Annotated in this window: 12 protein-coding genes and 1 pseudogene; 3 read left to right on the top strand and 10 right to left on the bottom strand. The window is 70.7% G+C overall.

Features of this window, described 5'->3' with window-relative positions:
* From QR77_RS21965 to QR77_RS21935, 7 genes are all read right to left on the bottom strand, one after another.
* On the bottom strand, positions 1–1,595 hold a 1,595-nt coding region (locus tag QR77_RS21965; RefSeq protein WP_173476449.1), incomplete at its 3' end, for a DoxX family protein.
* 200 nt (positions 1,596–1,795) lie between these two features.
* Positions 1,796–2,749, bottom strand: coding sequence for a 23S rRNA (guanosine(2251)-2'-O)-methyltransferase RlmB (gene rlmB, locus QR77_RS21960; RefSeq protein ID WP_040023806.1), 954 nt, complete (start codon positions 2,747–2,749; stop codon positions 1,796–1,798).
* 164 nt (positions 2,750–2,913) lie between these two features.
* Positions 2,914–4,314, bottom strand: a complete 1,401-nt coding sequence (gene cysS / locus QR77_RS21955; protein ID WP_040023804.1) for a cysteine--tRNA ligase — start codon at positions 4,312–4,314, stop codon at positions 2,914–2,916.
* 191 nt (positions 4,315–4,505) lie between these two features.
* Positions 4,506–4,910, bottom strand: a complete 405-nt coding sequence (locus QR77_RS21950) for a PPOX class F420-dependent oxidoreductase (protein ID WP_040023802.1) — start codon at positions 4,908–4,910, stop codon at positions 4,506–4,508.
* Between the two features lie 132 nt (positions 4,911–5,042).
* Complete coding sequence (ispF, locus tag QR77_RS21945) at positions 5,043–5,642, bottom strand: 2-C-methyl-D-erythritol 2,4-cyclodiphosphate synthase (protein WP_236710763.1); 600 nt, start codon at positions 5,640–5,642, stop codon at positions 5,043–5,045.
* Positions 5,632–6,378 (bottom strand): 2-C-methyl-D-erythritol 4-phosphate cytidylyltransferase, encoded by a 747-nt coding sequence (gene ispD / locus QR77_RS21940; RefSeq protein ID WP_040023799.1) that lies wholly within the window; start codon positions 6,376–6,378, stop codon positions 5,632–5,634. Before ispD ends, ispF begins: the two co-directional genes overlap by 11 nt.
* Positions 6,379–6,847: 469 nt before the next feature.
* Positions 6,848–7,330: a CarD family transcriptional regulator gene (locus QR77_RS21935; RefSeq protein ID WP_003953493.1), complete on the bottom strand. Its 483-nt coding sequence runs from the start codon at positions 7,328–7,330 to the stop codon at positions 6,848–6,850.
* 663 nt (positions 7,331–7,993) lie between these two features.
* Here QR77_RS21935 and QR77_RS21930 point away from each other — a divergent pair.
* Complete coding sequence (locus tag QR77_RS21930) at positions 7,994–8,707, top strand: hypothetical protein (RefSeq protein WP_040023796.1); 714 nt, start codon at positions 7,994–7,996, stop codon at positions 8,705–8,707.
* Positions 8,708–8,821: 114 nt separating this feature from the next.
* Here the strand turns inward: QR77_RS21930 and QR77_RS21925 are convergent, their stop codons facing one another.
* Together QR77_RS21925 and QR77_RS21920 are read right to left on the bottom strand one after the other, a co-directional pair.
* Positions 8,822–9,502: a response regulator transcription factor gene (locus QR77_RS21925; RefSeq protein WP_040023794.1), complete on the bottom strand. Its 681-nt coding sequence runs from the start codon at positions 9,500–9,502 to the stop codon at positions 8,822–8,824.
* Positions 9,499–10,764 (bottom strand): ATP-binding protein, encoded by a 1,266-nt coding sequence (locus QR77_RS21920; RefSeq protein ID WP_040023792.1) that lies wholly within the window; start codon positions 10,762–10,764, stop codon positions 9,499–9,501. Before QR77_RS21920 ends, QR77_RS21925 begins: the two co-directional genes overlap by 4 nt.
* A gap of 210 nt (positions 10,765–10,974) precedes the next feature.
* On the opposite strand from QR77_RS21920, the gene phoU reads away from it, so the two are divergent.
* Positions 10,975–11,655 (top strand): phosphate signaling complex protein PhoU, encoded by a 681-nt coding sequence (phoU, locus tag QR77_RS21915; RefSeq protein WP_040023790.1) that lies wholly within the window; start codon positions 10,975–10,977, stop codon positions 11,653–11,655.
* Positions 11,656–11,831: 176 nt separating this feature from the next.
* A complete protein-coding gene (locus QR77_RS47490; RefSeq protein WP_173476331.1) occupies positions 11,832–11,975 on the top strand; it encodes a hypothetical protein in 144 nt (47 codons plus the stop codon).
* 92 nt (positions 11,976–12,067) lie between these two features.
* On the opposite strand, the pseudogene QR77_RS21910 reads toward QR77_RS47490, so the two are convergent.
* Positions 12,068–12,725, bottom strand: a pseudogene (locus tag QR77_RS21910) (MFS transporter); the annotation flags it as partial.

Here is a 12,725-nt window from a genome sequence, read left to right as displayed (position 1 = left end):
GGGCCCTGGCTGCTGGACGGCGGCGGTGCCTGCTCCACCTGCGGCGGCGCCTGGCGGCCCGTCGTGCCCTGGGTCTGGCTGGGCCGGCCCTGGCTGCCCGCGCCGGCCGTGGCCGACTCCCGTACCTGACCGTCGCCGGGCGACGACTGCCTGGCCGAGGGGCTGCCCGAACTGCTCGCCGAAGGACGGGACTGCTTGCCGTCCGCCGAGCCCGCGCTCCCGGGCGTACCCGAGGCGCTGCTGCTGCCCGGCTTCTGGGGCAGCGGGTAACCGGGGAGCTGGTTGACCGGGTCCTGGCCGGGGCCAGGCACGGTCACCATGTCGGAGGACCGTACGGCCCCGCCCAGCACCGAGCCGACCAGCAGCGTGAGCCCGATGACGACCGACGCGACGATCGCGCCGCGGCGCAGCACGCGCCGCCGCAGGTCCCAGATGTCCGAGCGCGGGCCGAGCCTGCGCCAGGCCTCGCCGGCGAGCCGGCCGTCGGCCGAGTAGACCGGGGCGCCCGCGATGATCAGCGGCGACCAGGCGGCCAGGTAGATGATGTCGGGCGCGTCGTACGCCGGTACGGTCCGCCAGCTCACCGTCAGCAGCAGCGCCGCCGACAGCAGCGCGCCGAAGGACGCCGCGACCCGCTGCCACAGGCCGAGGACGGTGAGGACACCGACCACGATCTGCATGAAGGCGATCGAGAGACCGGCGCCGACCGGGTGCGAGAGCGCGAAGTCCCGCAGGGGTTCGGCGAGGGCCCACGGGTGCAGCGAGGTGAGCCACTTCACCATGGAGCCGCGCTCGCCGCCGTCGAAGTAGACGGGGTCGCAGAGCTTGCCCATACCGGCGTAGATCGAGATGAAACCGAGGAAGACGCGGAGCGGAAGGAGCACCACGCCGAGGTTCATCCGGCGGCCCGGGTAGTACGCGTGCCGCACGGCGTCGGCGCCGTGCCGCTGGCCGCGCCGCTCGTCCCGGCCCTCGTCGCCGTCGGCCTCGTCGTCGAAGTCGAGATCCGGGTCGAGGTCGTCGTCGTACGGGCCGGGCTCGCGCATGTCGTACGCGCCGACCGCCTGCCGCATCGGCGGCAGCAGCGGCCCCCCTGAGCCGGGGCCCGAGCCCGGGCCCGATCCGGGCCCGCGACCGCGCCCCTGGCTCCCGATGGTCGGGCTCAGCCGGGTCGCGTCGTCGTCGAGGGCGATGCGCGGGATGGTCTGGGTGGCGCCCGGGTCGTACCCCCCCTCGGGGACGTCGCCGAAGGCGCCGCCGCCCGCCCGCACAGCGGCGGTGGTCCGGACGGAGGAGTTCCGTACGGCCTGGAGGAGCCCGCTCGCTCCGGGGTCGCCGGGCTCCGACCTGCCGCTCCAGACGACGGGGGCCTTACGGCGCCCCGCACCCGCGACGGCACCGCTCATCGCCGGGATACGCGCGGTGTCCCCGGCCGCGCGTACGCGGGCGGGTCCGGTGCGCTGGGGCGGAGCGAGCTTCACCCGGAAGCTGGCGTGGTTCACGATGACCTGCGCGGGATCGCAATCCACCTTGAGCATGCTCAGCGGGGGCTGATCGTCGAACCCGGGCTGGGGCGTTCTGGTGTCCACACTCATCTAACCGAGTGACTTGTGTTTAGGACACTGCCTTGACAGACGTATATGTCCGAGACCCGTCAAAGATCAACGGGTAATGGGGCCCGGCGACATCCCGGCGAGAGCCCCGTGCCCCCCGCGGCACGCCCTCCGACCGGCCCGGGAGCCTCCGCGACCCGCGATGCGGCCCCCGATCCGGCCCCGATCCGACGCCGATCCGCTCAGGCGCGGCGGCGCGCCGCCTCGTACAGCACGATCCCCGCCGCGACCCCGGCGTTCAGCGATTCGGCGCCGCCCGGCATGGGAATCCGTACGCGGTAGTCGCACGTCTCGCCGACCAGCCGCGACAGGCCCTTGCCCTCGCTGCCGACCACGATGACGACCGGGCCGCCGAGGGCCGGCAGCTCGCCGACCTCGGTCTCGCCGTCGGCCGCGAGACCGACGATGACCACACCGGCCTTCTGGTACGCCTCCAGCGTGCGCGTGAGGTTGGTGCAGCGGGCGACGGGCGTACGGGCCGCCGTACCGGCCGAGGACTTCCACGCGCCCGCCGTCATACCGGCGGCTCGCCGCTCGGGTACGACGACACCGTGGCCGCCGAAGGCCGAGACGGAGCGGACGACGGCGCCCAGGTTGCGCGGGTCCGTCACCCCGTCGAGCGCCACGATCAGCGGGTCGGCGCCCTCGTCGAAGGCGGCGGCGGCGAGGTCGTCCGGGTGCGCGTACTCGTAGGGCGGGACCTGGAGGACCATGCCCTGGTGGTTGAGGCCGTTCGTCATCCGGTCCAGCTCGGGCCTGGGGGCTTCCATCAGATGGATGCCGCCCCGGTCGGCGGCGAGCTGGAGGGCTTCGCGTACCCGCTCGTCGTTGTCGATGAACTGCTGGACGTAGAGCGTCGTCGCCGGGACGCCGTCGCGCAGCGCCTCGAAGACCGGGTTGCGGCCCACGACCATCTCGCTGGAGCCCTTGCCGCCGCGGCGGGCGATCTGGCGGCGCGCGTTGGCGGTCTGCTTGCTCTTGGCGTTGGCCACGCGGTTCTTCACATGGCCCTTGCGGGCGGTGGCGGGCGGTGTGGGGCCCTTGCCCTCCAGTCCCCGGCGTCGCTGGCCACCGCTGCCGACCTGCGCGCCCTTCTTCTTGGACGTGCGGGGGTTGTTGCGGCTGTTCCCGGCCATGGCCTACCTGTTTCGTCGCTTCAGAGACATCAAAGACATCAGAGACCGCTCAGACGCGTACGCGTCTCGGGGGCCTCGGAGACGCGTGCGCGTCGTACGCGGCGCTCCTCGGTGTAACGGGCTCGCCCACCAGGGTACGTAAGACTGCCGCCGGCCCCGCCCGGTCAGTGCGGCCCGAGGGTCCAGCGCGGGCCCGAGGGGCTGTCCTCGACGACGAGTCCGGTCTGCTGGAGGTGGTCGCGGATGGTGTCGGCCGTGGCCCAGTCCTTACGGGCGCGCGCCGCCTCGCGCTGGTCGAGGACCAGGCGTACGAGGGTGTCGACCACGCCGTGCAGGTCCTCGCCGCGGTCGGCCTCGCCCGCCCAGTGCGGGTCCAGCGGGTCGAGACCGAGGACGCCGAGCATCGCCCGTACCTCGGCGAGCCGGGCGACGGCCGCTTCCTTGTCGTCGGCGGCGAGCGCGGAGTTGCCCTGCCTGACCGTGGTGTGGATGACCGCGAGGGCTCCCGGGACGCCGAGGTCGTCGTCCATCGCCTCGGCGAAGGCGGGCGGCACCTCCTCGGCGGCGGGCACGCCCTTGCCGGCCTTCTCGGTGACGCGCTGGATGAAGCCCTCGATGCGTGCGAACGCCGACTCGGCCTCGCGCAGGGCCTCTTCGCTGTACTCGATCATCGAGCGGTAGTGCGGGGTGCCGAGGTAGTAGCGCAGCACGATGGGCCGCCAGCGCTTGACCATCTCGGAGACCAGCACCGAGTTGCCGAGCGACTTGGACATCTTCTCGCCGCTCATGGTGACCCAGGCGTTGTGCACCCAGTACCGCGCGAACTCGTCGCCGTACGCCTTGGCCTGCGCGATCTCGTTCTCGTGGTGCGGGAAGATCAGGTCGAGGCCGCCGCCGTGGATGTCGAAGGCGGTGCCGAGGTACTTGTGCGCCATCGCCGAGCACTCCAGGTGCCAGCCGGGCCTGCCGCGCCCCCAGGGCGTCTCCCAGCTCGGCTCGCCGGGCTTGACGGCCTTCCACAGGGCGAAGTCGCGCTGGTCGCGCTTGCCCGTCTCGCCCTCGCCCGAGGGCTGGCGCAGGTCGTCGAGGTCCTGGTTGGAGAGCTGGAGGTAGCCGGGGAAGGAGCGCACGTCGAAGTAGACGTTGCCCTCCGACTCGTAGGCGTGGCCGCGCTCGATGAGGCCGCGCATCATCTCGATCATCTCGGTGATGTGGCCGGTGGCGCGGGGTTCGTAACTGGGCGGCAGGCAGCCGAGGACGTCGTAGCCGGAGTTGAAGGCGCGCTCGTTCTCGTATCCGATGGACCACCACGGGCGGCTCAGGGCGGCCGACTTGGCGATGATCTTGTCATCGATGTCGGTGACGTTCCGGATGAACGTGACGTCGTAGCCGCGGTAGTCGAACCAGCGGCGCATGATGTCGAAGTTCAGCCCGGACCTGATGTGCCCGATGTGCGGTGCGGCCTGCACGGTGGCGCCGCAGAGGTAGATCGAGACGCAGCCCGGCATGAGCGGGGTGAAGTCACGGATCTGCCGGGCGCCGGTGTCGTACAGCCGAATGGTCACGGAACCAAGGGTAGTGCGCCCGGGGCAGTGCCCCGCGACCCTTGGGCCGCGGGACACAGAAGCGTGACATTCGGTGGCCCGCCAGGACCGCCCCACGGGTCCCTCGTGCGACCTTTTGCGTGTGTTGGTCCGCCGGTGCCCCCGGGCGCGCTCGGGTGCTCGGGCGCTCCGGAGCCCGGACACCCACGTGTTCAGATGTTGCCGACGACCTTGCGGGGCGTGATACGGACGACCACGCGCGGGTCGTCCAGGTGCGCGTCGGGGTTCAGCTCGCCGTACCGCTTCCCGGAGTACTTGACCGCCAGCTCGTCGATCAGCTCCTGGCCGCCCTCGGTGGTGAGGGTCGCCGTGCCACGGATCTCGGCGTACTCCTGCGGCGAGTCGAAGCGCTGGAGCATGACCGTCACGCGCGGATCGCGCTCAAGGTTCGTCGCCTTGCGCCGGGTGACGGTGGTGGATATGAGGACGTCGTCCCCGTCGCGCTTCACCCAGACAGGCGACACCTGCGGGCTGCCGTCGGGCTGGATGGTGGCGATGCTGACAAACACGGTCGAGTCGAGCAGCTCTTTGAGCTTGTCCGAGAGAGTGGCTGACATCCGGGTGCGGCCTTCCTGCCGATACGTCCCTGATACGCGGATACGTGCCTGATGCGCGCGCCGATACGGGCTGACGTGACGTCAACCCCTCGCGGAGCGCGGGTATTTCGGCGCGCGGGTATTTCGGCCGGGTCAGTCCGTACGGACGACGAGCGCGGTGGCGATCGCGGCGAGCCCCTCGCCCCGGCCGGTGAAACCGAGCCCGTCCGAGGTGGCCGCCGAGACCGATACGGGGGCGCCGACGGCGGCCGAGAGGACCTGCTGCGCCTCCTCCCGCCGCTTGCCGATCTTCGGCCGGAGCCCGACGACCTGTACGGCGACGTTCCCGATGGCGAAGCCCGCCTCGCGGACGATCCGGGCCGCCTCCGTGAGGAGGGTGATTCCGGGGGCGCCGGACCACTCGGGGCGCCCGGTACCGAAGTGGGCGCCGAGGTCGCCGAGCCCGGCGGCGGAGAACAGCGCGTTGCAGGCGGCGTGGGCGACAACGTCCGCGTCCGAGTGCCCGGCGAGACCGGGCCCCTCGTTCTCCCAGCGGAGGCCCGCGCACCACAGCTCGCGGCCCTCCTCGAAGGCGTGGATGTCGGTGCCGATGCCGACCAGCGGCAGGCTCGGGAAAGCGGGCGGCGCGGGCTGCGGGCCACCGGAAGCCCCGGAAGCCCCGGAGGGCTCTGCGGCGCCGGTGGCCTCGGAGGCGCCGGTGGCCTCGGAGGCGCCGGACACGTCAGAAGCCATCGTTGGCCCTCCTTCGGGCGAGCACGGCCTCGGCCAGCACCAGATCCAGCGGCCGGGTCACCTTGAAAGCCTCCTCGTGCCCCGGCACGACCACCACGGCCGTACCGAGCCGCTCCACCATGCCCGCGCAGTCCGTCGCGCCCTCTCCCGAGGCCGGCACCGTCTCGTGGGCGAGCTGGAGCGTCGCGCGGTCGAAGCCCTGCGGGGTCTGTACGGCGCGCAGCACGGCGCGGTCGGGGGTGGCGACGACCGGTTCCGGTTCGCCCTTCTCCCTCGGCTCGACCTGCTTGACGGTGTCGGTGACGGGCAGCGCGGGTACGACGGCCGGCGCGCCGTCGCGTACCGCTTCGACCACCGCGTCCACGGTGTCCACCGGTACGAGCGGACGGGCCGCGTCATGGACGAGTACGGCGGTGATGTCCTCGGGGAGGGCCTCGATGCCGAGCCGTACGGACTCCTGGCGGGTGTCGCCGCCGGGCACCACCAGATAGTCGGTGCGCTCGGGCAGGGCGTGCTCGTCGAGGAGGTTCTTCACTTCGGCAGCGCCGTCGGGCGGGGCGACCACGACGACCAGCGAGACGGCACGGGAGGCGGCCATCGCGCGGACCGCGTGGATGAGGATCGGGGTGCCGCCCAGCGCGCGGAGCGCCTTGGGGACGCCCGGGCCGAGCCGTACGCCTCGGCCGGCGGCGGGGATCACGGCTGCGGTGCGATGCGGGCGGACTTCGTCTGACATCGGTTGCTCTCCGGCAGGTTTGTATCCTCGGCCGACGTGGGTATGGCCTGAGCGTGCCGGGCGCGACGCCTTGACCGGACCCTTCCGTGACACATGGTCGAGGCGAGCTACGCAGGCTCTCCGGGCCCGGCACACGAGTGGGCCAGGTCAGGGGATCCAGGTCCGGCGCTCGCGCCGGCGACTGTGTACGGGGGATTATGTATCGGATGTCGGATGGGGTGCGGATGTTCGGGCATGCCACAGCGCCCGGCGACGCAGCGTAATCCTGATAGCTGGTCAGCGGGCACCACGGCATTTCACTGCGGTATCGGCTGTCCGGGATGTGCGCGTACGCATACTCAGCCCGTACACGCACACAGCTTTTCACACGCAGGTTTCCACACGCAGGGCATGTCAACTTCGTTTACCGCACTCTGCGTTTACCGCATCACGGACCGCCGGGCCGAGTCCCGGCCGACGGCGTCATGATTCAGGACGCGAGGACCTCGTCGAGCAGAGCCTCGGCCTTGTCTTCATTGGTGTTCTCGGCGAGAGCCAGCTCACTCACCAGAATCTGGCGTGCCTTGGCGAGCATGCGCTTCTCACCGGCGGAGAGTCCGCGCTCACGCTCCCGACGCCACAGGTCACGAACCACTTCGGCCACCTTGATGACATCGCCTGAGGCGAGCTTCTCAAGATTTGCCTTGTAGCGCCGGGACCAGTTCGTCGGCTCCTCTGCGTACGGTGCCCTGAGCACCTCGAAGACCCGGTCGAGCCCATCCTGACCGACCACATCGCGCACGCCGACGAACTCCGCATTGTCCGCCGGTACACGCACCGTCAAGTCGCCCTGGGCGACCTTGAGCACCAAGTAGGTCTTGTCCACGCCTTTGATCTGGCGAGTTTCGATAGCCTCGATCAGCGCGGCCCCGTGATGGGGATAGACCACGGTGTCGCCAACCTTGAACGTCATGTGACAGGTACCCCTTCCGTGGCTATCCAGGGTAACACGAGAATGCCCTCTTCTGAATGGTGTTTTCGCAGGTCAGGGCGCATCTCGGGGCTTGACAACACCGCCAGGGACGTGCTGCGGAGGGGCTCCTGGAGCGGGTATTCGCAGGTCGGAGCCACTGCGCGGGCGTAGGGAAACATGCAGGTTACACATCGCGCTAGCCCCTCCGAGTGACGCGAAAGTCCCGATATGCCGGATTCATGAGCCGAAAATTCCGCTACTCCGTTCGGATGTCGGTCACCCACGCGGACGGAAAGGAACCGATTCTGAATTTGATCACCACGGCTCCGGCGCGGTATTCGGAAGGAATGTGCGGCGGCCGGGGGAATTGATCACCTTGAGTTTGTGAACAGCTCGCGAAACCCCGGGATCGGCGTGGGATCCGTGCGGCGGCGGTTACGTGATCGGCGCGCCGCGCCCGGTCCGTACGGGCGTTGCCGCGCACCCGTACCGGGACCCGTACCGCAGCCGCCACCTGCCCCGGACCGCGTGGGGGCGGGTCGGGTGCGGGCCGGTGCGGGCGGCTCGGTAACCTAAGGCCGCTGACGGGACCTTCGGCCCGTCCTTGGCCCGTCGGCGCGTCCTAGCCCCTCCGTTCCGTACGTCCAAGGAGTTGCCGCAGCCGTGAGCCGCAGCCTTCGACGCGGCACCCTCGCCGCTTCTGCCCTCGTGTTCTCGCTCGCCACGCTCTCCGCCTGCGGCGCTGGTAACGACGCGCAGACGCTCAGCGTCAAGCCGGACAGCGCAGCCACCACGATCGACAAGATCAGCATCCAGAACGCGACCGTGGTCACCCAGGCCGGGAGCGGCACCGACGGCATCGCCGCCGTCACCGGGACGGTCTTCAACTCCGGCAGGAGCGCGCAGACGCTCGACTCGATCGCCCTGCCCGGCACCGACGCCAAGGTGCGGCTCGCGGCGGCCGGCGACGGCTCGGGGCCGATCACCGTCCCCGGCGGCGGCTCGGTCCAGCTCGGCGGCAAGGGCCACGCCTCCGCGCTGATCGAGAACGGCGGGGAAGCCGGGAAGGACGGCGACGCGCAGACCGTCGTGTTCACGTTCAGCAAGACGGGCGACGTGGGGCTGCGCGCCCTCGTCGTCCCCGCTGACAGCTTCCGCGCGGGCATCGGTCCCACCGCACCCCCCGCGCCTTCGGTGAGCCCTTCAGGCACCCCCTCGGGCTCTCCTTCGGGCAACCCGGGCGGCACACCGGCGGACGGCACGTCCGGAGCGCCCGGAACGCCCGGCGGCTCCGGCTCGACCGACTCCTCGGGCTCGACCGGTTCGGCCGGTCTCCCGTCGGACTCGGCGTCCGCCTCGGCCAACACGACCGGCTGAGCACTCACGTACGTACAACGGGAGGCGCCCCGCCGGAGATCCGGCGGGGCGCCTCCCGTTCGTGCTCCACGCCTGTACGTCCGACCCTGTACATCCGCGCGGACAAGGGCCGGTTTACGGCTCGAACTTGTAGCCGAGACCCCGCACCGTCACCAGGTAGCGCGGCGCCCCCGGATCCGGTTCGATCTTGGCGCGCAGGCGCTTGACGTGGACGTCGAGGGTCTTGGTGTCCCCCACGTAGTCCGCGCCCCACACCCGGTCGATGAGCTGCATACGGGTCAGCACCCGGCCCGCGTTGCGCAGCAGCATCTCCAGCAGGTCGAACTCCTTGAGCGGGAGGTCGACCTTGTCGCCGGAGACCGTGACGACATGGCGGTCCACGTCCATCCGGACGGGTCCCGCCTCCAGGGCGGCGGGCGCGACCTCCTCCGGCTCGCCGCGGCGGCGCAGGACCGCGCGGATGCGGGCCACCAGCTCCCGCGAGGAGAAGGGCTTGGTCACATAGTCGTCGGCTCCTATTTCCAGGCCGACGACCTTGTCGATCTCACTGTCCTTGGCGGTGACCATGATCACCGGCACGTTGGACTTGTTGCGCAGTTGCCGGCAGACCTCGGTGCCCGGCAGTCCTGGGAGCATCAGGTCGAGGAGAACGAGATCGGCGCCGTTGCGTTCGAACTCGTCGAGCCCCGCGGGCCCCGTGGTCGCGATGGCGACCTCGAAGCCCTCCTTACGGAGCATGTAGGAAAGGGCGTCGCTGAAGGATTCCTCATCCTCGACGACGAGCACTCGGGTCACGGAAGGACCTCCGGGGCAGGAATCACGGTCGGTGGATCAAGCACGAGACTGGTGTCTGTTGCGTAGAGGGCATGGTCGTCATCGTCCGGCCCGGTGGGTGTGCGATCCCGTACGGTGCCCGCCTCGGGCAACCTCAGGGTGAAGGTGGAGCCCTGACCCTCGGAGCTCCACACCGTGACCTCCCCGCCGTGCGAGGCGGCCACGTGCTTGACGATCGCGAGGCCCAGTCCCGTACCGCCTGTGGCGCGGGAGCGGGCCGGGTCGACGCGGTAGAAACGCTCGAACACGCGCTCGCGGTCCTTCTCCGAGATACCTATTCCCTGATCGGTGACGGCTATCTCGATGTCGTCCCCTCCTGAGGAGGGCACGCGGTTGACGGCGATGCCGACGCGCGTGCGTGCGGGTGAGTAGTTCACGGCGTTCTCGACGAGATTGCCGAGGGCCGCCGCGAGCTGGCCGCGGTTGCCCCAGACGTAGAGATCGGCGTGACCACCCGCGGCCATCGTGATCTGTTTCGTGGACGCCGCGTGCCGCGACCTGTCGATGGCCTCGGCGACGAGTTCGTCCACCCGTACAGGCTCGGCGTCCTCCAGCGGGTCGTCGTTCTGCACCCGGGAGAGGTCGATGAGTTCCTGTACGAGGTTGGTGAGCCGGGTCGCCTCGATCTGCATACGGCCGGCGAAGCGCGTGACCGCCTCGGGGTCGTCGGAGGCGTCCATGACAGCCTCGGAAAGCAGTGAGAGCGCGCCGGTCGGGGTCTTCAGCTCATGGCTGACGTTGGCGACGAAGTCGCGCCGTACCGCTTCGATACGGCGGGCTTCTGTGAGGTCCTCCACAAGGAGGAGAACGAGCCGGGAGCCGAGGGGCGCCACCCGGGCGGAGACGGCGAGCGCCTCGCCCCGGCCCGTACCGCGCCGCGGCAGGTCCAGCTCGACCTGCCGTATCTCGCCGTCGCGCCGGGTGTCGCGTGCCATGTGCAGCATGGGCTCGACCGCGAGTTTGCCGCCCCTGACCAGGCCGAGCGCGTACGCCGCCGAGCTGGCCTTCACCACCGAATCGCTCTCGTCGAGAACGACGGCGGAGGAACGGAGCACGGACAGTACGGTGTCGACACCCGGAGGAAGGACGGCATCGGTGTGCAGGGAGGTGCGCGTGGGTCTCGCCTGGTCGCGTTCGCTCCAGCGAAACGCCAGCATGGCGATCACGCCGGTGCACACCCCGGCGATCGCTGCCAATGCGGCGACCGCCGCGTTCACGTCCATGCCTCCAGGTTATGCACGGACACGGACACTCTCCCAGCGGTCCAGGTGTCTCCTCGAACACTCGTCGCCCAGAGTTCACCGAGGAGAAAGTACCGGTTCACTTGGGGTGGAGGCTCCGGACGCGTAACGCACCGACCGTGGGAACGTGGGGCCCGACACTCCCCAAAGCCCACCGGACCCCGGCAGGAACGTCAAGAGAGGGACACACCCATGCGGGACGCGTACCACGAGGAACTGGACTCGATAGGCGATGACCTGGTCGAGATGGCCCGGCTGGTCGGTTCTGCCATCGGGCGTGCCACCACGTCGATGCTCGACGCCGACCTCAAGCTGGCGGAGACAGTGATCGCCGCCGACCAGAAGGTCGACGACCTCCAGCACGACCTGGAGGCCCGCGCCATCGCGCTGCTGGCGCGCCAGCAGCCGGTCGCCACCGATCTGCGGATCGTCGTGACCTCGCTGCGGATGAGCGCGGACCTGGAGCGGGCCGGCGACCTCGCGCAGCACGTCGCCAAGCAGGCGCGGCTGCGTTACCCCGCCTCGCCGGTGCCGCACGACCTGCACACGACGCTGCTGGAGATGGGGCAGCTCGCGCAGCGTCTGATGGCGAAGGCCGCCGAGGTCATCATCACCAAGGACGTCGATCTGGCTCTCCAGTTGGAGCAGGACGACGACGAGATGGACCTGCTGCACCGCACGCTCTTCCAGCACCTGATGGACGACCGCTGGAAGCACGGCATCGAGACGGCGGTGGATGTCACGCTGCTCGGCCGGTACTACGAGCGGTTCGCCGACCACGCGGTGTCGGTGGCGAAGCGGGTCGTGTACCTGGTGACGGGCGAGCACGCGGACGACATCCAGCCGGTGGAGACACCGGTCGAGGGCGCGTAGGGGCGTACGTCGGCGCCAGGGGTGGTTCGTACGGGTGGCGGGGGCGGCGCGTAGGGGCGTACGTCGGCGCCAGGGGGCGTACGGCGGCGCTTGCGTGCATGCGCCGTTGATGCGCCCGCCGTCTTGGGCATCCAATGGGCTGAGGCGGCATTCCGTACGCCTCTGAGGAGGAACCCATGGCCGATTCCCCCATCACCACGACCGATTCCGCGCAGGAGCCTCCCAAGGAGGCGGTGCGTCTGCCGCTGCTGGCGGCATGCGGCTGCGGCTCCGGCTGCGGCTGCGGCTGTCAGTCCGGCGCGCCGTGCCAGTGCGGCTGACGCGCGGACACGTACGCGGATGAGCACGCGCACCAAGAGGTCCCGCCCGTTCTGTTCAGCGGGCGGGACCTCTCTGTTCTGTTCGCCTCCGTTCACCGGGCGGGGCCTCTTCGCGCGGCCGGGCCGACGAGGAGCAGCGCGGTCACCGCAGCGGTGAGTTCCACGGCTCCGGCCGTCCAGCCGACCCCTGCGGCGCCGGCGTGCGAGAGCGCGAGAGAACCGAGGAAGCCGCCGAGGGCGATGCCGGCGAAGGTCGCTCCGGCGCTGAGCGACAGGACGATCCCCGCCGATCCGGGGGCGAGCCCGACCAGGTGATGCTGCTGGACGGGCGCGAAGGACCAGCCGAAGAGGCCCCAGACGACCAGCAGTACGGCGGCGCAGACCGCGCCGGTACGGCCGTGGACGCCCAGGGTGAGGAGCGCGCCGAAGGCGAGGAGGGCGAGCGTGAGCCCGACCGTACTGATGACGGTGAGCCGGGGCGCCGGAAAGCGGTCGGCGAACCGGCCGCCGAGCGCGTTGCCCGCGACGGCCGACACCCCGAAGATCAGCAGCCAGACGCTGAGCGCGCTGCCGCGGATGCCTCCCAGCGCGTCGAGGACCGGGCTGAGGTAGGTCAGCAGGCAGAACGCGCCGGCGATCCAGAGCACGGTGAGGCCGAGCGCGGCGGGTACGCCGGGGGCCCGGGCGAGGTCGAGGCGGGCGCGGAGCGGCGACGCCGACTCGGGGGGGCCCTGGGGCTCGGCGGGCTCG

It is taken from the genome of Streptomyces sp. 150FB (assembly GCF_000818195.1).
GTDB lineage: Bacteria > Actinomycetota > Actinomycetes > Streptomycetales > Streptomycetaceae > Streptomyces.
Note: the sequence above shows the minus strand (reverse complement) of the source record. Positions and strands in the feature narration are given on the sequence as shown.